Consider the following 19,128-nt stretch of genomic DNA (forward strand, 5'->3'; position numbering starts at 1 on the left):
GGCGGGCCGCGAAAAGGGCGCCGCCGCGCCGCCGCGTTCTTCGACATAATCAGATATATCGAAAATAGCTCTTGACCCAGCCGCAATCCGATATATCTATAAATCCGATATAACGAAACAGGATCTAAAAACACAATGTTTGGACGACATCACCATCACCGCGGTCACTGGCGCGGCCACGCCGACGAGCATCACGGCCGTCATCCCTTCGGCTTCCATGGCGGTCCCGCCGGTCATCATGGCGGCCCGCGCGGTCGCGGCGGCCGTATGGGCCGGTTCTTCGATCATGGCGACCTGCGCTTCGTGGTTCTCAAGCTGATCGCCGAGAAGCCCAGCCATGGCTACGAGCTGATCAAGGCCATCGAGACCGCGGCCGGCGGCGCCTATACGCCCAGCCCCGGCGTGGTCTATCCGACCCTGACCCTGCTGGAAGAGTTGGGCTACGTCACCGCCAGCGACGCCGGCGGCGGCAAGAAGCTCTACACGATCACGCCGGAAGGCGAGGCGTTCCTGGCCAGCAACGACGCCCCCGTCCGCTCGCTGTTCGAGCGCATGGCCGAGGCCGCGTCCGCCAGCGCAGCCTTCTCGCCGCAGATCATGCGGGCTCGCGAGAACCTCAAGACCGCGCTGCGGCTCAAGCTGCACGGCGGCCAGCTGAGCGCCGAGCAGATCGCGGCCATCGCCAAGGCGATGGACGACGCCGCGGCGGTCATCGAGACCATCTAACCGGAAGGAGGGACGGCATGGAAAGCCACGCTCGCGTCGCCACCGACAAGGCGGCCCGTTACATGACCCAGCTGGCCAAGCACTGGAGCCACAAGTTCGAGGTCGCCTATGACGAGACCTCGGCCCTGTTCCCGCTGCCGTTGGGAACATGCCGGATGGTTGCTCATCCCGATGGCCTCGACATCACCGTCGAGGCCGCCGACCTCGAAGGCCTGGCCCGGCTGGAGGACGTGGTGGCCAAGCACCTGGACCGCTTCGCCTTCCGCGAGGGCGAGCTGAAATACGGTTGGACCCGAGCCTGGGCGGCCGGTTCGGTTGATCCGCGGGCCATGCGGATCAACGCCCTCCACTAGGGATCCGCCAAGGATCAGTGCAGGCCGCGCAGCAGGTCGATGCGGCGCATGGCTTTGCCGGGGATTTCGGAGATCCGGCCCAGCGGCAGGGATTCGGCGACGCTGCGCATGCCGTAGGCGGCGTGGCGGACCAGGGTCGGCAGCGAGGGCGAGCCGAGGAAGCCGAACACCACCGTCTGACGGGCGTTGGACAGCTCACGCTTGAACCGGTAGTCGCCGGTGCCGAGGTCCAGGCGCGAATAGTCCGTGCCGTCCATGCTCTTCAGGATGTCCTGAAACAGCAGCATGCCGGGCGAATAGCGCTCGAGCTCTGGATTATAGGCGATCAGCCAGCCGTGGAGCGTGTGCTCACCGCGCAGGTGCAGGTGCACGGCCGCCAGCTGGTCTCCCAGATGCAGGGTGTAGAGCCCGCCGCCGAAGTGGGGGGCGCGGTTCTGGAACAGCGCCTCGACGAGGTTATTGACCCAGGGCGTCTTGAAGAGGTCGGTCTGGCCGGTGGCCAGCAGTTGAGCTCGCTTCCAGGCGATCAGCTGGTCGAAGTCGCCGCGGCTTTCCGACATGGCCGTGTAGCGCGAGGGCCCGACCTCGCGCTCGGCCTTGCGGCGCTTTTTGTCGATGTCCTTGAGCACGCCGACATTGGCGGCCTTGCGCTCGGCGGCGTAGGCCTCGTAGCCGTCTGGCAGTTCGATGATCCAGGAGTCCGCCTGCCCACGCCCGTGGCGGGCCAGGGTCTCGTCGTCGGCCAGCATGTGACAGAAGTCGATGCGCGAGGCGTGCAGGGCCGCCAACAGGTCGCGCGGATTGACCGCGACGCCCGGGGCAGAGACCAAGGCCTGATAGTCGCACATCGGAGCGCCGGCCGGCATGGCCACGCCGTGACGGATGCGGGCCGGCAGGAAGGCCAGGGCCTCGCCCTCGGCGCCGCGCACGATCGCGACCTTGACGTCCTCGCCCTTGTCGCCCTGGGCGCGGGCGACCGATAGGGCCCAGTGCGGCGACAGGAACGGCGAGTCCAGCCGCGCCTGGCTGCGCTGCAGCTCCATCCACCGCGCGATATCGGCGGGGAAAAGGTCCAGGGCTTTGACGACTTGGATGGGCACTGTGACGGGTCCGGCAGCTTTGTCGGAGCGCATCTTGGCGTCGATAACTTTCGTTTGGGTTGACGGCGCGGCGTTATCCGAAACGCCGCGCCGTTTTGCTCAATCCATCAGCTTGCGGCTGAGATAGACATATTCCAGCGCCTGGCGGCGGGCGGTCTCGGCCAGGTTGGCGCTAGCCGCGTGGCCGCCGTCGATATTCTCGTAATAGAGCACCGGATAGCCCAGTTCCTCCAGCTTGGCGGCCGCCTTGCGGGCATGGGCCGGGTGGACACGATCGTCCTTGGTCGAGGTCTCGATGAACACCTCGGGGTACTTCTGGCCGGCCTTGAGGTTGGAGTAGGGGTCATACTTGGCGATCACCGCCCGCTCGGACGGGATGGCCGGGTCGCCATATTCGCCCACCCACGAGGCGCCGGCCCCGATCTGGCTGTAACGGATCATGTCGAACAGCGGCACCTGAACGACGATGGCGTTGTAGAGTTCGGGCCGCTGGGTCAGGGCCACGCCCATCAGCAGGCCGCCGTTGCTGCCGCCCATGACGCCCAGGCGGCGCGGCGAGGTGATCTTCCGCGTGATCAGGTCCTGGGACACGGCGAAGAAGTCGTCATAGACCTTCTGGCGGTTGGCCTTCAGGCCGGCCTCGTGCCAGGCTGGGCCGAATTCGCCGCCGCCCCGGATGTTGGCCACCACATACGTGCCGCCGCGCTCCAGCCACAGCTTGCCCATCACGCCCGAATAGCCCGGGGTCAGCGGCACCTGGAAGCCGCCATAGGCGTAGAGCAGGGTGGGGGCCTGGCCGTCGTACTTGAGGCCCTTGGGCCGCACGACGAAGTAGGGAATCTTGGCGCCGTCGGTGCTGGTCGCCTCGAATTGCTCGACCACGTGGGTCGAGGCGTCGAAGCGCGCCGGCGAGGCCTTGACCTGTTCCAGTTTCAGCGAGCCGGCGTCGGCCAGCCAGTAGGTGGTCGGAGCCAGGTAGCCGGTGACGGTGACGAACAGGCGCTCGTCCTTCTCGGCGGTCGAGCCCAGGCCGATGGCGCTGTTGGCCGGCAGGTCCAGGGCCTGCGAGGTCCAGCCCTTCGGGCCGTGGGTCAGCACGAGCGCCGCGCCCTTGACGTTATCCAGCAGACCCACGACCAGCTTGGTTCGGGTGGTGGTCACCTGTTCGACCGATTGGCGGGCCGTCGGGCGCAGCACCAGCGTCGCCACGGCCTGGTCCGGCGCGGCCTTCAGCCTGGCCAGGTCGAAGCTGACCAGGTCGCCGGTCTTGAAGCCCTTCCAGTCCTGCTCCATCAGCACGATCATCTGACCGGCGACATAGCCCTGGACCGAGCTCTTCAGCGGCAGGTCCAGCTTCACGGGCTTGTCGCCCTCGATCAGATAGGTTTCGGCCTCGAAGAAGGTCACGCCTCTGCCGGCCATCACCGCCACGGCCTTGCCGTCGGCGTCGCGCAGAACGAACGGATTGACCGAGACGTCGGTGTCGACGCCCCGGAACACCTCGACTGCCTGGTCCAGGGTCTGGCCGCGCTTCAGGGTCTTCAGGACATAGGCATAGCCGGACTTGGTCAGCTCGCCCGGCTTCCACTCGCGGCCGACCAGCAGGGTGTCCTTGTCGAGCCAGGTGTAGTTCTGCTTGCCCTCGGGCAGGGTGAACCCACCCGGGACGAAGCTCTTCATGGCGGTGTCGAACTCCCGGACTGTCACGGCGTCCTTGCCGCCGTCCGACAGGGTTACGAGGCAGCGCGTGTCCTCGGGCGGCAGGCACGAGGCCCCCTTGAACACCCAGTTGGCGTTCTCCGCCTTGGACAGGGCGTCGATGTCGAGGATCGTCTCCCAGGCCGGCGTCTCGGTGCGATAGCTCTCCAGCGTGGTCTGGCGCCAGACGCCGCGCACGTGGTCGGCGTCCTGCCAGAAGTTGCGCAAGAATCCATCGCCAGCGAACGAGACCCCCGGCACGCGGTCCTTGGCGTTCAGGATCGCCAGGGCCTTGGCCTCCAGGTCCGCATAGCGCTTGTCGCCCTGCAGCACCGGCAGCGTCCTGGCGTTCTGGGCCTTGGCCCAGTCCATGGCGCGAGCCCCTTCGATCTCCTCCATCCAGAGATAGGGATCGTTCTTGCCCAGCTCGGTCAGCGGGGTGCGGGCTTCTTCGGCGGCCTTGGGCTTGTCGGTTTCGGCGGCGATCGCGGGGGTTATGGTCATCAAACTCGTGGAGGCCATGAGAACGGTCAGCAGCTTACCCACTTAGTGATCCATCAGCTGGCGCGACAGGTAGGTGTAGTGCAGCGCCCAGCGGCGGGCGTTGTTCTTGGGGTCGGCGCCATTGGCGTGGCCGCCGTCGGTGTTCTCGAAATAGAGGTGGTCGACGCCCAGATCGTCCATCCTGGCGGCGAACTTGCGGGCGTGGCCGGGGTGGACGCGGTCGTCCTTGGTCGAGGTGGTGATGTAGGCCAGCGGGTATTTCACGCCCGCCTTCAGGTTCTGGTACGGGCTGTACTTCTCGATCCAGGCGCGCTCGGCGGGGATGGCCGGGTCGCCATACTCGCCGATCCACGAGGCGCCGGCGGGCAGGTAGGTGTAGCGGATCATGTCCAGCAGGGGGCTCTCGACCACCACCGCGTTCCACAGGTCCGGACGCTCGGTCAGGGCCACGCCCATCAGCAGGCCGCCGTTCGAGCGGCCATAGGCGCCCAGGTGGCGCGGCGTGGTCGCCTTGTCGGCGATCAGCGTCTCAGCGACCGCGAAATAGTCGTCATAGGCCCGCTGGCGGTTGGCCTTCAGCGCCGCCTCGTGCCAGGCCGGTCCGAACTCGCCGCCGCCGCGGATATTGGCCACGGCGTAGGCGCCGCCGCGCTCCAGCCACAGCTTGCCGATCAGGGGGTCGTAGACCGGCAGCTTGGAAAGATTGAAGCCGCCATAGGCGTGCAGCAGGGTCGGGTTCTGGCCGTCCAGCTTCCAGCCCTTCTTGTGGACGAGGAAGTAGGGGATGGCCGTGCCGTCCTTCGAGGTCGCCGACTTCTGCTCGACCACCAGGTCCTTGGTCTCGAACTGGGCGGGCAGGGCCTTGACCGTCTGGGCGGTGGTCCCGGTAGCGTCGGCCAGCTTCAGCTCGGTCGGCGTCAGGAAACCCTCGTTGGTGTAAAAGACCTCGTCGCCCTCGTCCGAGTGCGAGACCAGGGCCACCGAGCCGTTGTCGATCACCGGCAGGGCCTGGGATTGCACGCCGAACTCGCCGCGCAGCCGCAGGCTGACCAGACTGCCGCGCACATTGTCGTAGACCACGGCCACCACGCGGTGATCGGTCACGGTCACCTGATCGATCGACTGGCGCGGACCCGGCGCCAGCAGCTGGCAGGGATCGCAGTCGTTGCTGATGACGATCTCGGGGTCCTTTGCCTTGGTCAGGAACTTCGTCGAGGCCGCGACGATCGAACCGGCCGGATAGGTGTAGGGGTGCGCGCCGATGGTGACGGTCCACGGCTCCTCGATCTTCAGGACGAGCTTGCCGTCGATTAGGCCGCGCACGCCGACCTTTTCCGGGATCGGCAGGCGCTTGGCGTCCTTGCCGTCCCAGATATAGGTCTCGTCGTGGAAGAAGTCGGTGGCGCGGGTCAGCAACACCACCGTGTCGCCAGCCGCGTCGTGCAGCACGTTCGGCCCGGCCGAGACGTCGGACTTCTGGCCGCGGAAGACCTCGACGGCCTGATCGAGGGTCTGGCCCCGCTTCAGCGTCTTGATGACGAAGCCGTAGCCGCTGTCGGTGGTCGTGCCTCCACCCCAGTCGCGCGTCAGGATCAAGGTGTCGGGGTCCAGCCACTCGATCGACTGCTTGCTCTCGGGCAGCACGAAGCCGCCCGCGCCGGGGTCGACGAAGCTCTTAGTGGTCAGGTCGAATTCGCGGACCGTGACGGCGTCCTTGCCGCCATTGGACAGATTCACCAGGCATCGGTCGTGGGTCTTGGGACGGCAGTCGGCGCCTTTCCAGATCCAGTTCTTGCCCTCGGCCTTGGCCAGGGCGTCCAGGTCGATGACAGTCTCCCACTGCGGGGCGGCGGTCTTGTAGGACTCCAGGCTGGTGCGCCGCCAGACGCCGCGCACGTGGGTCTCGTCCTGCCAGAAGTTGAACACCGTCTTGCCGATGAAGGTCGGCATGGCGATCCGGTCCTTGGTCGACAGGATCTTCAGGGCCTGGTCCTGCAGGCCAGCGAAGCGCTTGTCGTTCGACAGGATGGGTAGTGTCTTGTCGTTCTGGGCCTTCACCCAGGCCAGGGAGTCAGGGCTTTCGACCGCCTCCAGCGCCAGGTGGGGATCGGCCTCCTGGGCGTACGCTGCGGCGGAGAGCATGGCGGCCAGGGCCGCGGCGGAACAGGTGCGGAGCAGGGTCATGGCGCGGGACGGTATCGGAAAATTTCCCCCGCGCCAGAGCTAGGCCGAGCCGATCACGCCCCATCGTCCGGAATGTTCAGCAGGACGCCGCAGGCCTTGCAGTGGACGGCGTCCGGATCGTGCCGGCGCAGGCCGCAGGCGTGGCACTGATAGACGACCTTGTGCGGCCGCAGGATCGACTGGATCAGGCCGATGAACAGCGACACGCCGCCCAGCATCACCGCCATGGACAAGAGCTTGCCCCACACGCCCGGCAGGGTGACGTCGCCATAGCCGGTGGTCGTCAGGCTGGTGACGGTGAAATAGAGCGCGTCGACATAGCCGGCGATGCCCTCGTGGCGGCCGGCGAAGCTCGTATAGACGAAGCCCGTGACCACGAAGACGAAGGTGACCAGCGAGCTGGCCGCCCGGGTGATGTCCTCGATCCGCGTGTCGTCATAGCGCCGTCCGACCGTGCGCCAGAAGAACTCGCTGTGGATCAGGGTCCACAGGCGCAGCACCCGCAGGAAGCCGAAGTTGAACAGCCAGGCGGGAAACAGCAGGGTGCCCAGCACGAACAGGTCCAGCCAGACGATGGGCTTCCTGAGCCAGGACTTGATGTCCCCGTGCGCCACGGCGCGGGCGCTCAGGTCTAGGGCCAGGAACGCCGCCACCCCGTAGTCGATCAGATAGAAGGTCAGGCCGTGCCGCTCCATCAGCGGGGCGGCGATGAAGAAGGCGATGATCGCCAGGTCGATCAGGATGATCCCGTAGCGGAACCGCACCGCCGTCGGCGAGGCGCCGTGATAGAGGGCCCGCAATCGGGCGCGCAGGCGAAGGCCGGCGTGGTCCTGTTCGTCGCGGTGCATTTCGCTCTGCTTTCCACTATATAGCCCGGCTATGAGCCGCACCTTCCTGAAGATGAACGGGCTGGGCAACGACTTCGTCGTCATCGAGACCCAGACCCAGTCCTTTGATCCGACCCCCGAGGAGATCCGCGCGATCGCCAAACGCGGGGACGGCGGCGTGGGCTGCGATCAGGTCATCGCCATCGATCCGCCGAAGGCGGAGGGCGCGTCGGCCTATGTGCGCTTCTGGAATTCGGATGGCGAGGAGACCGGCGCCTGCGGCAACGGCACCCGCTGCGTGGCGTGGCTCCTGATGCAGTCGTCCGGCAAGGACGCCGTGGCGTTCGACACCGTCGCGGGCCGCCTGTCGGGCGTCGCGGCCGGCGAGAAGCTGGTGACGGTCGACATGGGGGTCCCGGGCCTGGACTGGACCCAGATCCCGCTGTCCGAAGAGATGAACACCGAGCGGGTCGAGCTGCAGGTCGGTCCGATCGACGCGCCGCTGGTGCATACGCCGGTCTGCGTCTCGATGGGCAATCCGCACGTGGTGTTCTTCGTCGACGCCCCGGTCAGCGACGCCTTCGCCACGGGAACCGGCTCGCTGGTCGAGCATCACCCGCTGTTCCCGGAAGGCGTCAATGTCGGCTTCGCTCACATCGCCGCTCGCGATCACATCCAGCTTAAGGTCTGGGAGCGCGGCGCGGGCCTGACCGCAGCCTGCGGCACCGGCGCCTGCGCGGCCCAGGTCGCCGCCGTGCGTCGCGGCCTGACCGACCGCAAGGCGCGCGTCCAGTTCGAGACCGGCTCGCTGGTCATCGAATGGCGCGAGAGTGACGGTCACGTGATCATGACCGGCCCGATCACCATGGAATATGCCGGCAAGCTGCCGGAGACGGTCGCGGCCTGAGGTCATGGCCAGCTACACCGTTATCAATGCGACGCCGAAGCCCAGGCCGGAAGCGGGCGAGGAGGGCGGTCCGGCCACGACCATGTCGGGCCCGGACGGCGTCGACGTCGTCACCTTCGGCTGCCGCCTGAACGCCTATGAGAGCGAGGCCATGCGAGCCCGCGCCGCCGCCGACGGTCTGTCCGACGCGGTGGTGTTCAACACCTGCGCCGTGACCAACGAGGCCGTGCGCCAGGCCCGCCAGGCGATCCGCAAGGCGCGCCGCGAGCGGCCGGACGCGCGGATCATCGTCACCGGCTGCGCCGCCCAGGTCGATCCGGCCGCCTTCGCCGCCATGCCCGAGGTCGATCTGGTGCTAGGCAACGCCGAAAAGGCCGCGCCGGGCGCGATGACGGACACGACCGCCCGCGTGCGGGTCAACGACATCATGTCGGTCAAGGAGACCGCCGGTCACCTGATCGACGGCCTCAAGGATCGCGCCCGGGCCTATGTCGAGGTCCAGAACGGCTGCGACCACCGCTGCACCTTCTGCATCATCCCCTACGGTCGCGGCAATTCACGCTCGGCGCCGGCCGGCGAGGTCGTCGAGCAGGTCCGCAAGCTGGCGGCCGAGGGCTATCGCGAGGTGGTGCTGACCGGCGTCGACGTCACCTCGTGGGGCGCGGATCTGCCGGGCCAGCCGACCCTGGGCCAGCTGGTCGGCCGCATCCTGCGCATGGTCCCGGACCTGCCCAGGCTGCGGCTCTCGTCGATCGACGCGGCCGAGATCGATCCGGACCTGTTCAAGCTGCTCGAGACCGAGCCGCGTCTGATGCCGTACCTGCACCTCAGCTTGCAGGCGGGCGACAATATGATCCTCAAGCGCATGAAGCGCCGCCACAGCCGCGAGGACGCGCTGAAGCTGGTGGCCGAGGTGCGCCGCGTGCGTCCCGACACCGCCTTCGGCGCCGACCTGATCGCCGGCTTTCCCACCGAGACCGAAGAGGCGTTCCAGAACACGCTGGACTTGGTCGAGGAGGCGGGTCTGGCCTTCCTGCACGTCTTCCCCTACAGCGCCCGCCCCGGCACCCCGGCCGCGCGGATGCCGCCGGTGAAGGGCCCGCTGATCAAGGCGCGCGCCAAGCGCCTGCGCGAAGCCGGCCAGCGCGGCCTGGAGCGCCACCTGCAACGCCAGATCGGCCGCACCCTGCCGGGCTTGGTCGAACGGGAAGGCGTCGCCCGCGCCGACGACTTCACCGAGATCCGCTTCACCGGCGCCGCGCCGCTGGGCGAGATTGTAACCTTCACGATCACCGGTCATGACGGGGCTCACGTCATCGCGGAGCGTGCAAACTGATCCGGTCGGCCTGGGCCCTTCTGGCGCTTTGCCTGCTGACGGCCGCGCCGGCGCGCGCCGACGAGCCCAAGCCGGTGACGCTCAGCGTCATGACCTACAATGTCGAGGGCCTGCCCTCGCTGGTCCGCAAGGGTCGCGGGACGGCGCTGAAGCAGATCGGCCACGAGCTGGCCGCCATGCGCGCCAAGGGCAAGGAGCCGGACGTCGTCCTGATCCAGGAGGGCTTTCGCGACGAGACCTGGGATCTGATCGACGAGAGCGGCTATCCGTACGTCGCGCGGGGGCCGCGCAAAGGCCAGCGCGACGAAAACTACCTGAAGAGCGAGAAGACCGACTACCGGCGCGTGAAGTATCGCCGCCAGGGCGAGGGCTGGGGCAAGTGGGGCTCCAGCGGCCTGTGGGTGCTGTCCAACCATCCGATCGACTGGGTCAAGTCGCACGCCTACCGTTACTGCGCGGGCCTGGACTGCCTGGCCAACAAGGGGGTGATGCTGGTCTCGATCCAGGTCGCCGGCCTGCCGACCTCGGTCGAGATCGCCGACACCCACATGAATTCGCACGGGGCTTCGAAGGTGCCGCGCAAGCGCTACAACGAGGCCCACGCCCTGCAGACCCAGGAGCTGGGCCGTTTCCTGTCGGCCAGCCGCACGCCCGGCGCGCCACTGATCGTCGGCGGCGACTTCAATGTCCGCCGCTCGCCCGATCGCTTCGACAAGATGATGAGCGACTACCCGTTCATGGTGGTCAGCCGGTGGTGTCACGAGAACCCGGGCGCCTGCGACACCCAGATCTCCTACACGGGCGAGGCGCCGTGGCTGAACACCCAGGACCTGATCGGCTTTCTGGGCGGCGATGCGGTCGAGGTCACCCCCAGGGCGGTCGAGGCCACCTTCGATGGCGCGGACGAGCCGGTGCTGTCCGATCACAACGGCTACAAGGTCACCTTCAGGCTGACTCCGAAGAGGTAGGGACATCCTGCTTCAGGTCTTGCTCAAGGCGGTCGAGGCCGCCAGAGGTCAGGCGTCGTGGGCCTCTTCTTCTCCCGCGAAGCCTGGCAGGCTCCAGCCGAACTTGATCGCGCAGGCCCGCAACCCGAACGCGGCGACGAACCCCGTGACGCCCGCCGGCCAGAACGGCGCGCCCAGCAGTTTCAGGACCGCGAAGACGCTCGCCCCCAGCAGCGCCGCGGTGATGTAGATCTCGCGGCGTAGCAGCAGGTTCGGCTCCTCGGCCAGGACGTCGCGGATCACGCCGCCGAAGGCGGTGGTCAGCACGCCCATGACCACGGCGCTGAACGGGTGGACGCCCAGGCCCAGGGCCTTGGCGGTGCCGACCACGGCGTAGGCGGCCATGCCCAGGGCGTCGAGCCAGAGGAGGGCGCGGAACCGCCATCCGCGTTTGCCCAGCAGCCAGACCACCGTGGCGGCGGCCAGGCAGGCGATGATGTAGCCCGGCCGCTGCACCCAGAAGACCGGCGCGCCGATCAGCAGGTCGCGCAGGGTGCCGCCGCCCACGCCGGTGATGGCGGCGAAGAATCCGAAGGTGATGATGTCATGCTTGCGTCGGGCGGCCGCGAGGGCGCCCGTTGCCCCGAAAACGGCCACGGCGGCGTAGTCGAGCCAGAAAAGCGCCGCGCCCAGTGGGTCAAGTTGCAAGTCCATGCCCTTTCTTCGCACGCGTCGCGCGACCGCGCTAACCTCGCGCCGGTAATCTCCGATTTACACTTTCGCCCGTTCCCCTAAAGGAGCGCGGATGAGCGAGAAGCCCGAACAGAAAAAAGGCTGGTTCCAGCGCCTGACCTCCGGCCTGACCCGGTCGTCCCAGCAGATGACGGACCAGGTCACCGGGGTCTTCACCAAGAAGCCCTTGGACCAGGAACAGCTGGACGCGCTGGAAGAGATGCTGATCGAGGCCGATCTCGGTCCGCAGATCGCCGCCCGCATCACCGAAGCCTTCGGCAAGGCGCGCTTCGGCAAGTCGTCGACCGACGACGAGGTCAAGGAGGCCCTGGCCGAGTTGATCGCCGCCGAACTGGCCGATCGGCAGGGCGACTTCGACCCGCTGAGCGGTCCGCGCCCCTATGTGGTGCTGTTCATCGGCGTCAATGGTTCGGGCAAGACCACCACCCTGGGCAAGATCGCCGCCGACCTGACCGAGAAGGGCGCCCGCGTCCTGATCGCCGCCGGCGACACCTTCCGCGCCGCCGCCGTCGAGCAACTTAAGGTCTGGGCCGATCGGGCCGGGGCCGACTTCATGTCCAAGCCCACCGGCTCCGACGCCGCCGCCCTGGCCTATGAGGCCGTCGAGCGGGCCAAGGCCGAGCACTACGACGTCGTGCTGATCGACACGGCCGGCCGCCTGCAGAACAAGCAGGGCCTGATGGACGAGCTGCTCAAGGTCATCCGTGTCGTGAAGAAGGTCGATCCCGACTATCCGCACGAGACCCTGCTGGTGCTGGACGCCACGGTCGGCCGCAACGCCCTGGCCCAGGAGAAGATCTTCGGCAACCAGGTCGGCGTGTCCGGGATTGTCATGACCAAGCTGGACGGCACCGCGCGCGGCGGGGTGCTGGTGCCGGTGGCGCGCGCCTCCGACAGCCCGATCAAGCTGATCGGCGTCGGCGAGGGCGTGGAAGACCTGCAACCGTTCGACGCCCGCGCCTTTTCGCGCTCCCTCGTCGGCCTGAAGGACTGATCCGTGAGCGAAGCGTCCGCAGAGACTCCGAAGAAGAGCAACGGCTGGGTCCGGACGGTCGTCGACTACGGCGCGGCCATCGCCTTCGGCGTCGCCTATTTCGTCACCAAGGATTTCCAGAAGGCGACCTGGGTGCTGGTCGCCGCCTCGGCCGCGGCCCTGGCCGTCGGCTTCGCGGTCGAACGGCGCCTGGCCCTGCTGCCGCTGTTCTTCGGCGGCATGGCGCTGATTTTCGGCGCGCTGGGCCTGATCTTCCATTCCGACGTGTTCGTGAAGATCAAGGTCACGGTGATCAACCTGGCCCTGGCCGGCTTCCTGTTCGGCGGCGTCTTCACCGGCCGCCAGCCGCTGAAGCTGATCATGGGCGAGGCCCTGCACCTGTCCGACGCGGCCTGGCGCACCCTGACCCTGCGCTACGGCGGCTATTTCGGCGTCGTGGCTCTGTTGAACGAGATCGTCCGCAACACTCAGGACACTGAAACCTGGGTGAAGTTCCGCCTCGGTCTCTTGCCTTTGGCGCTTGTGTTCGTCGCCACCCAGGTGCCGTTCATGATGAAACACATGGCCAAGGGCGACGAGCCGGCGGCGGTCGAGCCGCCGGACGCCGGTTTCTAGAGGCGCCGTTTCCACCGTCCACGGACCGTTGTCGTCAAATCGACGTGTAAAGGTGCTACCGTTCGTCCGTCGGCCGAGCACGGCCTGCGGAAACGGGGGCGCGAGCATGGCCAAGAGCAAGGGCGAAAAGACGGTCGGGGGTCTCCTGGAGCGCTCGCCCAGCCACCTGCTTCACCGGGTCCTGCAACTGGCGCTCGACATCTACGCCGAGGAGTGCGGCGAGGCGGGGGTCACCCAGCGCCAGTTCGCCGTGCTGGCCGCCGTGGCCGAGAACGAGGGCGTCACCCAGACGGCCCTGGTCCGCGCCACCGGCATCGACCGCTCGACCCTGGCCGACATGGTCGCCCGCATGATCACCAAGGGCCACCTGGAGCGCCAGCGCTCCAGCGAGGACGCTCGCGCCAACAGCGTCCGCCTGACTGACGCCGGCCGCGAGGCCCTGGAGGCCATCCGTCCGATGGTCGGCATGGCCGACGCCCGCATCCTGGCCCTGCTGAAGCCCGGCAAGCGCGAGGGCTTCCTCGACCTGCTGTCCGACATGGCCGGCGCCGAGCTGCACCCGGCCGAACCGGAGCCCAAGGCCAAGAAGCCGAAGGCCGAAAAACCCAAGAAGGACAAGAAGCCCAAGAAGGACAAGGCCGCGAAGAAGGCGGCCTGAGCCTCTCTGGGCTAGACCACGATATTCAGCAGCGAGCCGGGGCGCAGGATCCTCGTGGGCTGGGCGTCCGGCTGCACGAACGGCTTCTGCGGCGCCTGGCGCTGTTGCGGCTGGGCCATGGTCTGCATTTGCACGGTCGACGGCGCGATGGCCGGACGGGTCGGGGCCGCGTCGCCCAGGGCCTGCTGGAAGAAGGCCGCGCGCGTCTGAGCGGCCGGACCCGTAGCGGGGGCGGAAGCGGGCTTCGACGGGACGGACGGCCAGCCGGCCGGGCGAACGTTGCTCATGACGCGAACTGTAACATGGTTAACGGAGGTTCGGCGAGTATGGTCAACGCCGCGTTAACGCGATAGCTCCGCGACCTGAGAGCGCACCCGCGCGCGAGACTTGACGTCTGGAGACCCCGTGAGCCGGCAGAAGATAATCTTCCTGATCGTCCTGGTCGCGGTCGGGCTGTTCATCGCCTCGATGGTCGGCTCGATGATGCCGAGCAGGCAGGTCCTGCCGAACGGCTACCAGGTCTCGGTCGGCGGCAAGGGCGAGACCTGGATCCGGTCGCCTGACCGCCAGACCCTGGTGACCGACGTGAGTTCGGTCTGGACCTCCGCCGACCGGATGCTGGTGGAGCGGCATGCGACCGACGAGAAGCCGCCATTCGAGCTTCTCGATTGCGACTACCAGGTCGCGGAGGGGCGCGGCGCCTTGCATCCGGTCGCCAAGGCCGAGGCGCTGGCCATGCTGGCGGGCCTGGAGCGTCAGGCCGTGTCGCCCAAAACCTGCGTGAAATAGCGCCTGGAGCCCTTTAGCTTCAGGTGGCGTCACCTAAAACTAAAGGGATATAAATATTTGATTCTATAGCCTTTTGTCCCGTTAGGCAGTTCCGCTAAACGGGACAGGCCTTAGGTGCGCGGCGGCCTGCTAAAGCCGCTCCGGGATCCGCACCATCATCCGCTCGTAGCCCTTCACGAAGGTCGAATAGACTCGCTTGGGCTCTTCCAGCACCTCGATCCGGGGGAAGCGCTTGAGGATCTCTTCCCAGACGATCTTCAGCTGCATCTCGGCCAGGCGATTGCCGACGCAGCGGTGGATGCCGAAGCCGAACGACAGGTGGCGGCGGGCGCCGGGCCGGTCGATGATGAAGGCGTCGGCGTTCTCGATCACCGTGTCGTCGCGGTTGCCCGAGACGTACCACATGACGACCTTGTCGCCCTTCTTGATGGTCTTGCCGCCCAGCTCGTAGTCCTCCAGCGCCGTGCGGCGCATGTGGGCGAGCGGGGTCTGCCAGCGGATGATCTCCGAGACCATGTTCGGGATCAGGCTGGGGTCGGCGCGCAGCTTGGCCTCTTCCTGCGGATTCTTGGACAGGGCGTAGAGGCCGCCGGTCAGCGAGTTGCGAGTCGTGTCGTTGCCGCCGACGATCAACAGGATGACGTTGCCCAGATACTCCATCGGCGGCATGTCGCGGGTGGCCTCGCCGTGGGCTAGCATCGAGATCAGGTCGTTGCCCGGCTCGGTCTGGTTGACCCGCTCGTTCCACAGATTGGTGAAATAGCCCAGGCACTCCAGCAGCTCGGCGCGGCGGGCGTCCTCGCTCTCGACGATGCCGCTCTCGGGCGAGGCGGTGGCCACGTCCGACCAGCGGGTCAGCTTGCGGCGCTCTTCCCAGGGGAAGTCGAACAGAGTGGCCAGCATCTGGGTGGTCAGCTCGATCGAGACCTTGTCGACCCAGTCGAACGGCTCGTCGATCGGCAGGTTGTCGAGGATCTGGCAGACCCGTTCGCGGATGACGCCTTCCAGCCGGCCCAGGTTCTGCGGCGAGACGATCGGGCTGACCGTCTTGCGCTGGATGTCGTGCTTGGGCTGGTCCATGGCGATGAACATCGGCAGGACGAAGTCCTCGTCGAAGTCGCGGATGGTGATGCCGCCCAGGTGCGCGTCCGACGAGAAGACCTGATGGGTCGTGTCGACGGTCATGATGTCGTTGTAGCGGGTGATCGACCAGTAGGGGCCGGTCTCCTCGTCGCCCTTGGAATAGTGGACGGGGTCCTCCTTCCGCAGCCGCTCGAAATAGGGCCACATGGCGTCGGCCTGGAACAGGGCCGGGCTGGCCACGTGGATGTCTTCCAGGGGCATCGCGTAGGCTTCAGCCCGCGCGGCTTCCTTCAGGTCAACCGAACCATCGCTCATCTTCAGGATCCTCCCGCGGACCATTGTTATTCCGCCATACCGCCAGAAAATGACGCCTGTGTCACTTTTAAAATTCGCCGGTCTACGGTCTTGTGAACGCGGCGGCCGGTCTTGCGTCACGACCTCGCGAGGTCCATTTCAGAGTCATGTTCATTCAGACCGAAACCACCCCGAACCCCGAGGTCCTGAAGTTCCTGCCCGGCCGCGAAGTGCTGGGCTCAAATACTTCGGGCGGGGGCGCGCGAGAATTCCGCACCCCGGAAGAGGGCGACGCCTCGCCGTTGGCCAAGGCCTTGTTCGACCTGGGCGACGTGACGCGGGTGTTCTTCGGTCCCGATTTCCTGACCGTGACCAAGGGCGAGGACGCCCAGTGGCCGCACCTGAAGGCGCCGATCCTGGCGGCCATCATGGACCACTTCACCAGCGGTCGGCCGGTCCTGCTCGACCAGAGCGCCAGCGCCAATGGGGGTGGCGGCCACGACGAGGACGGCGTCTATGACGAGGAGACCTCGCAGATCGTCGCCGAGATCAAGGAACTGCTCGACACCCGCATCCGTCCCGCCGTGGCCCAGGACGGCGGCGACATCGTCTTCTCGCGCTTCGAGCCGCAGACCGGCGTGGTCTGGCTGCACATGCGCGGCGCCTGCTCGGGTTGCCCGTCCTCGTCGGCGACCCTGAAGGCCGGCGTCGAGAACATGCTCAAGCACTATGTGCCGGAAGTGACCCGGGTCGAGCAGACGCTCTGAGCGCGAAGGGTTGATCCCGTCGCGCGGGCGGCTATATCGTAACCCATAGAGTTACAGATAGCCTCCCGAAGGATTGATCATGGCCAAGCTCGAAGACGGCGCGCTCGCCCAGCTGTTCACCGAAGCCCGCACCCGCAACGGCTGGGACCCGACCCCCCTGCCGGAAGAGACGCTGCACGCGCTGTACGAACTGGTGAAGTTCGGCCCGACGGCCGCCAACGCCAGCCCGGCCCGCTTCTATTTCCTGACCTCGCCGGAAGCCAAGGAGCGCCTGGCCAAGCTCGCGTCGGGCTCGAACGCGCCGAAGATCCTGCAGGCGCCGGTGACGGTGATCGTCGGCTACGACCTCGATTTCCCGGAAACCCTGCCGAAGCTGTTTCCGCACGCCCCGGGCGCCAAGGACTGGTTCAGCGACATGACGGCCCGTGAGTGGGGCGCGCTGCGCAACAGCTCGCTGCAGGGCGGCTATCTGATCCTGGGCGCGAGAGCCCTTGGTCTGGACGCCGGTCCGATGTCCGGCTTCGACAACGCCGGCGTCGACGCCGAGTTCTTCGCGGGCACCAACATCAAGAGCAACTTCATCGTCTCGATCGGCCACGGCACGGACGAGGGCCTGTTCCCGCGCAATCCGCGTCTCGCCTTCGACGAGGCGGCGAAGATTCTGTAACGCACCCAGCCTTGTCATCCCGGAAGCCTCGCAGAGGCTGTCCGGGACCCAGGAGCCGGCGCGGTGCGGCTACCCCTGGGTCCCGGTTCTCCGCTTTGCTGCGGCCGGGATGACAAGCATTTTGTGCGTGTTGCGAACATTCGCTAGAAGAGGGTTATGCCCCTCCGCCACACCCTCCTCGCCCTGCCGCTCGTGCTGCTCGCCGCCTGCGGGCCGGCCAAGAAGGACGAGACTCAGCCCGCTCCTGGCGCGACGCCCGCCGCCGAGACTGGCGCGAAAGCCCCCGTGCGTGTCGCCATCGCGCCCTATGCCGGCGGCCCGCTGAAAGTCAGCAACGACGGTGTCGGTCCGATCAACAGCTCGGTCGCCTTCGATCTGGCCACGTTGAAGGTGCTGTTCCCCAAGGCCAAGGTCGAGCAGGCCTTCATGCACTTCGGCGAAGGCCCGGCCCAGCCGATCATCACCGTCGAGCAGGACAACACGCCCTTGGCCGAGATCGGCAAGAACGACGAGGCCGAGATCGCCTATGTCCTGGTCGACGCCGGCGATGCGCGGGGCCCCAAGGATGAGCAGCTCCTGGCCAAGTGGGCCGGCCTCGGCTTCACCGTCGACCAGTGCCGGGCCGGCGAAGGCCGCGAGATCAATCAGACGATCTGCGTCCGTCCCGAGGCCCCGAACGTCTCCTACGTGTTCGGCGTCCCCGGCTACACCGGCAAGGCCGTGCCGCCCGAGGCGACCCTGAAGGCCAAGGGCCAGCTGAATGCGTTCATCTGGCGTCCGGCCGAAGGCGCGGTCGTCGGCGCCGGCTGATCCATGATCCTGTCGATCGACACCTGTCTCGGCGCCAGCTCGGTCGCCGTGCTGGACGGCGAGCGCGTGCTGGCCGCCCGAAGCGAGCCCATGACCCGCGGCCATCAGGAGCGGATCGGCGTCCTGGCGCGCGAGGCGGCCGCCGAGGCCGGCGTGGCCTTCGCGGATCTCACCCGCATCGGCGTGACGGTCGGCCCCGGCTCGTTCACCGGACTGCGCGTGGGCCTGGCCTTCGCCAAGGGCCTGGCCACGGCGCTGTCGATCCCGTGTGTCGGCGTCAACACGCTGGAGAGCCTGGCGTTCGGCCACAAGGGCTTCGTCGCCGCCGTCATCGATGCGCGGATGAACCAAGTGTATATCCAGGTCTTCGCCGACGGCGTCTCGCTGATGGCGCCGGACGCCCTGGGCCTTGGCGAGGCCGCCGCGCGCCTGGCCGAGCTCTATTCCGGCGGTCCCGCGACCCTGGTCGGTTCCGGTGCGCCGCTGCTGGCCGACACGCTGAGCGGCGTCACCGTGCTGGCCCCGGCCGCGCCGGATCCCGTCGCCGTCGCGGGCCTGGCCGCCGCCAAGCCCACGCCGAGCCATTCGCCCCGGCCGCTCTATCTGCGCGCGCCCTATGCGACCTTGCCGGCCGCCCAATCATGAACCTGCGTCCCGTCGGCTCCGAGGCCGCTTTCGATCTCGCCGATCTCCACGACAAGGCCTTCGACCGGCCCTGGACGGCGCCGGAGTTCGACGACCTTTTGAAATCCCCCGGCGTCTTCGCCGTTCTGGGCGAGGCCGGTGAGCCGGCCGAGGCCAAGGGCTTCATCCTGTGCCGCTCGATCGCCGGCGAGGCCGAGATCCTGACCATCGCCGTCGATCCGGCCGCCCGCCGCCGTGGCTGGGGCGCGGCGCTGGTGGAAATCGCCGCCGGAATCGCCGCCGAGACGGGGGCCGAGGCGATGTTCCTGGAGGTCGCCACGGACAATCTGGCGGCCATCGCCCTCTACCAGACGACCGGTTTCGCCAAGGTCGGCCTGCGCAAGGGCTATTATCCCCACCCGGATGGGGCCAAGGACGCTCTTGTCATGCGGCGGGCGCTTAACACTTAAGGGCCGACCGCCTATCTTGCCG

At 67.5% G+C, this 19,128-nt stretch carries 21 protein-coding genes; 14 read left to right on the top strand and 7 right to left on the bottom strand.

Features of this window, described 5'->3' with window-relative positions; genetic code table 11:
* Window positions 1-135: 135 nt before the first annotated feature.
* Together AC1RNC_RS16015 and AC1RNC_RS16020 are read left to right on the top strand one after the other, a co-directional pair.
* Window positions 136-726, top strand: a complete 591-nt coding sequence (locus tag AC1RNC_RS16015; protein ID WP_492838906.1) for a PadR family transcriptional regulator — start codon at window positions 136-138, stop codon at window positions 724-726.
* Window positions 727-743: 17 nt separating this feature from the next.
* On the top strand, window positions 744-1,079 hold the full coding sequence (locus AC1RNC_RS16020; protein ID WP_492887341.1) for a DUF2218 domain-containing protein: 336 nt from the start codon (window positions 744-746) through the stop codon (window positions 1,077-1,079).
* A 14-nt stretch (window positions 1,080-1,093) separates the two neighbouring features.
* On the opposite strand, the gene AC1RNC_RS16025 is transcribed toward AC1RNC_RS16020, so the two are convergent.
* The 4 genes from AC1RNC_RS16025 to AC1RNC_RS16040 form a co-directional block, all read right to left on the bottom strand.
* Entirely contained in the window at window positions 1,094-2,179 is a 1,086-nt protein-coding gene (locus AC1RNC_RS16025) for a GNAT family N-acetyltransferase (protein ID WP_492887342.1), read from the bottom strand.
* A 99-nt stretch (window positions 2,180-2,278) separates the two neighbouring features.
* The gene (locus tag AC1RNC_RS16030; RefSeq protein ID WP_492887608.1) at window positions 2,279-4,399 is read right to left on the bottom strand and encodes a prolyl oligopeptidase family serine peptidase; all 2,121 of its coding nucleotides are present in this window, start codon (window positions 4,397-4,399) and stop codon (window positions 2,279-2,281) included.
* Window positions 4,400-4,423: 24 nt separating this feature from the next.
* Window positions 4,424-6,565 (bottom strand): prolyl oligopeptidase family serine peptidase, encoded by a 2,142-nt coding sequence (locus tag AC1RNC_RS16035; RefSeq protein WP_492887343.1) that lies wholly within the window; start codon window positions 6,563-6,565, stop codon window positions 4,424-4,426.
* Between the two features lie 53 nt (window positions 6,566-6,618).
* On the bottom strand, window positions 6,619-7,413 hold the full coding sequence (locus tag AC1RNC_RS16040) for a potassium channel family protein (RefSeq protein WP_492887344.1): 795 nt from the start codon (window positions 7,411-7,413) through the stop codon (window positions 6,619-6,621).
* A 31-nt stretch (window positions 7,414-7,444) separates the two neighbouring features.
* On the opposite strand from AC1RNC_RS16040, the gene dapF reads away from it, so the two are divergent.
* The 3 genes from dapF to AC1RNC_RS16055 all read left to right on the top strand — a co-directional run bounded on the left by dapF (window position 7,445) and on the right by AC1RNC_RS16055 (window position 10,603).
* Window positions 7,445-8,299: a diaminopimelate epimerase gene (gene dapF / locus AC1RNC_RS16045; RefSeq protein WP_492887345.1), complete on the top strand. Its 855-nt coding sequence runs from the start codon at window positions 7,445-7,447 to the stop codon at window positions 8,297-8,299.
* 4 nt (window positions 8,300-8,303) lie between these two features.
* A complete protein-coding gene (gene mtaB / locus AC1RNC_RS16050; protein ID WP_492887346.1) occupies window positions 8,304-9,635 on the top strand; it encodes a tRNA (N(6)-L-threonylcarbamoyladenosine(37)-C(2))-methylthiotransferase MtaB in 1,332 nt (443 codons plus the stop codon).
* A 74-nt stretch (window positions 9,636-9,709) separates the two neighbouring features.
* The gene (locus AC1RNC_RS16055) at window positions 9,710-10,603 is read left to right on the top strand and encodes an endonuclease/exonuclease/phosphatase family protein (protein WP_492887347.1); all 894 of its coding nucleotides are present in this window, start codon (window positions 9,710-9,712) and stop codon (window positions 10,601-10,603) included.
* Between the two features lie 48 nt (window positions 10,604-10,651).
* Here AC1RNC_RS16055 and AC1RNC_RS16060 read toward each other — a convergent pair whose 3' ends face one another.
* A complete protein-coding gene (locus tag AC1RNC_RS16060; protein WP_492887348.1) occupies window positions 10,652-11,296 on the bottom strand; it encodes a trimeric intracellular cation channel family protein in 645 nt (214 codons plus the stop codon).
* Between the two features lie 91 nt (window positions 11,297-11,387).
* Between AC1RNC_RS16060 and ftsY the strand changes: the two genes are divergently transcribed.
* From ftsY to AC1RNC_RS16075, 3 genes are all read left to right on the top strand, one after another.
* Complete coding sequence (ftsY, locus tag AC1RNC_RS16065) at window positions 11,388-12,329, top strand: signal recognition particle-docking protein FtsY (RefSeq protein ID WP_492887349.1); 942 nt, start codon at window positions 11,388-11,390, stop codon at window positions 12,327-12,329.
* 3 nt (window positions 12,330-12,332) lie between these two features.
* The gene (locus AC1RNC_RS16070; RefSeq protein ID WP_492887350.1) at window positions 12,333-12,944 is read left to right on the top strand and encodes an inner membrane-spanning protein YciB; all 612 of its coding nucleotides are present in this window, start codon (window positions 12,333-12,335) and stop codon (window positions 12,942-12,944) included.
* Between the two features lie 106 nt (window positions 12,945-13,050).
* The gene (locus AC1RNC_RS16075) at window positions 13,051-13,602 is read left to right on the top strand and encodes a MarR family winged helix-turn-helix transcriptional regulator (protein ID WP_125158908.1); all 552 of its coding nucleotides are present in this window, start codon (window positions 13,051-13,053) and stop codon (window positions 13,600-13,602) included.
* A gap of 11 nt (window positions 13,603-13,613) precedes the next feature.
* On the opposite strand, the gene AC1RNC_RS16080 is transcribed toward AC1RNC_RS16075, so the two are convergent.
* Window positions 13,614-13,889 (bottom strand): hypothetical protein, encoded by a 276-nt coding sequence (locus AC1RNC_RS16080; protein ID WP_492887351.1) that lies wholly within the window; start codon window positions 13,887-13,889, stop codon window positions 13,614-13,616.
* Between the two features lie 118 nt (window positions 13,890-14,007).
* On the opposite strand from AC1RNC_RS16080, the gene AC1RNC_RS16085 reads away from it, so the two are divergent.
* On the top strand, window positions 14,008-14,391 hold the full coding sequence (locus AC1RNC_RS16085; RefSeq protein ID WP_492887352.1) for a hypothetical protein: 384 nt from the start codon (window positions 14,008-14,010) through the stop codon (window positions 14,389-14,391).
* A gap of 129 nt (window positions 14,392-14,520) precedes the next feature.
* Here AC1RNC_RS16085 and AC1RNC_RS16090 read toward each other — a convergent pair whose 3' ends face one another.
* Window positions 14,521-15,789 carry a cytochrome P450 gene (locus AC1RNC_RS16090; RefSeq protein WP_492887353.1) on the bottom strand — a complete coding sequence of 423 codons (1,269 nt, stop codon included), beginning with the start codon at window positions 15,787-15,789 and terminating at the stop codon, window positions 14,521-14,523.
* Between the two features lie 146 nt (window positions 15,790-15,935).
* On the opposite strand from AC1RNC_RS16090, the gene AC1RNC_RS16095 reads away from it, so the two are divergent.
* The 5 genes from AC1RNC_RS16095 to rimI all read left to right on the top strand — a co-directional run bounded on the left by AC1RNC_RS16095 (window position 15,936) and on the right by rimI (window position 19,106).
* The gene (locus tag AC1RNC_RS16095; protein WP_492887354.1) at window positions 15,936-16,535 is read left to right on the top strand and encodes a NifU family protein; all 600 of its coding nucleotides are present in this window, start codon (window positions 15,936-15,938) and stop codon (window positions 16,533-16,535) included.
* A gap of 79 nt (window positions 16,536-16,614) precedes the next feature.
* Window positions 16,615-17,202 (top strand): malonic semialdehyde reductase, encoded by a 588-nt coding sequence (locus AC1RNC_RS16100; RefSeq protein ID WP_492838879.1) that lies wholly within the window; start codon window positions 16,615-16,617, stop codon window positions 17,200-17,202.
* A 156-nt stretch (window positions 17,203-17,358) separates the two neighbouring features.
* The gene (locus AC1RNC_RS16105; protein ID WP_492887355.1) at window positions 17,359-18,012 is read left to right on the top strand and encodes a DUF1131 family protein; all 654 of its coding nucleotides are present in this window, start codon (window positions 17,359-17,361) and stop codon (window positions 18,010-18,012) included.
* A 3-nt stretch (window positions 18,013-18,015) separates the two neighbouring features.
* Entirely contained in the window at window positions 18,016-18,657 is a 642-nt protein-coding gene (tsaB, locus tag AC1RNC_RS16110; protein WP_492887356.1) for a tRNA (adenosine(37)-N6)-threonylcarbamoyltransferase complex dimerization subunit type 1 TsaB, read from the top strand.
* Complete coding sequence (rimI, locus tag AC1RNC_RS16115; protein WP_492887357.1) at window positions 18,654-19,106, top strand: ribosomal protein S18-alanine N-acetyltransferase; 453 nt, start codon at window positions 18,654-18,656, stop codon at window positions 19,104-19,106. The genes tsaB and rimI overlap by 4 nt, the downstream gene beginning before the upstream one ends.
* Window positions 19,107-19,128 lie beyond the last annotated feature (22 nt).

This window comes from Caulobacter sp. GW822-FHT01G02 (assembly GCF_058802865.1).

Excerpts from the sequence above, each read along its gene's own strand:
- AC1RNC_RS16015 (WP_492838906.1), top strand. The coding sequence starts at position 136 with ATGTTTGGACGACATCACCATCACCGCGGTCACTGGCGCGGCCACGCC.
- AC1RNC_RS16020 (WP_492887341.1), top strand. The coding sequence starts at position 744 with ATGGAAAGCCACGCTCGCGTCGCCACCGACAAGGCGGCCCGTTACATG.
- AC1RNC_RS16030 (WP_492887608.1), bottom strand. The coding sequence starts at position 4,399 with ATGGCCTCCACGAGTTTGATGACCATAACCCCCGCGATCGCCGCCGAA.
- AC1RNC_RS16035 (WP_492887343.1), bottom strand. The coding sequence starts at position 6,565 with ATGACCCTGCTCCGCACCTGTTCCGCCGCGGCCCTGGCCGCCATGCTC.
- AC1RNC_RS16040 (WP_492887344.1), bottom strand. The coding sequence starts at position 7,413 with ATGCACCGCGACGAACAGGACCACGCCGGCCTTCGCCTGCGCGCCCGA.
- dapF (WP_492887345.1), top strand. The coding sequence starts at position 7,445 with ATGAGCCGCACCTTCCTGAAGATGAACGGGCTGGGCAACGACTTCGTC.
- mtaB (WP_492887346.1), top strand. The coding sequence starts at position 8,304 with ATGGCCAGCTACACCGTTATCAATGCGACGCCGAAGCCCAGGCCGGAA.
- AC1RNC_RS16060 (WP_492887348.1), bottom strand. The coding sequence starts at position 11,296 with ATGGACTTGCAACTTGACCCACTGGGCGCGGCGCTTTTCTGGCTCGAC.
- ftsY (WP_492887349.1), top strand. The coding sequence starts at position 11,388 with ATGAGCGAGAAGCCCGAACAGAAAAAAGGCTGGTTCCAGCGCCTGACC.
- AC1RNC_RS16075 (WP_125158908.1), top strand. The coding sequence starts at position 13,051 with ATGGCCAAGAGCAAGGGCGAAAAGACGGTCGGGGGTCTCCTGGAGCGC.
- AC1RNC_RS16080 (WP_492887351.1), bottom strand. The coding sequence starts at position 13,889 with ATGAGCAACGTTCGCCCGGCCGGCTGGCCGTCCGTCCCGTCGAAGCCC.
- AC1RNC_RS16090 (WP_492887353.1), bottom strand. The coding sequence starts at position 15,789 with ATGAGCGATGGTTCGGTTGACCTGAAGGAAGCCGCGCGGGCTGAAGCC.
- AC1RNC_RS16095 (WP_492887354.1), top strand. The coding sequence starts at position 15,936 with ATGTTCATTCAGACCGAAACCACCCCGAACCCCGAGGTCCTGAAGTTC.
- AC1RNC_RS16100 (WP_492838879.1), top strand. The coding sequence starts at position 16,615 with ATGGCCAAGCTCGAAGACGGCGCGCTCGCCCAGCTGTTCACCGAAGCC.
- AC1RNC_RS16105 (WP_492887355.1), top strand. The coding sequence starts at position 17,359 with ATGCCCCTCCGCCACACCCTCCTCGCCCTGCCGCTCGTGCTGCTCGCC.
- tsaB (WP_492887356.1), top strand. The coding sequence starts at position 18,016 with ATGATCCTGTCGATCGACACCTGTCTCGGCGCCAGCTCGGTCGCCGTG.
- rimI (WP_492887357.1), top strand. The coding sequence starts at position 18,654 with ATGAACCTGCGTCCCGTCGGCTCCGAGGCCGCTTTCGATCTCGCCGAT.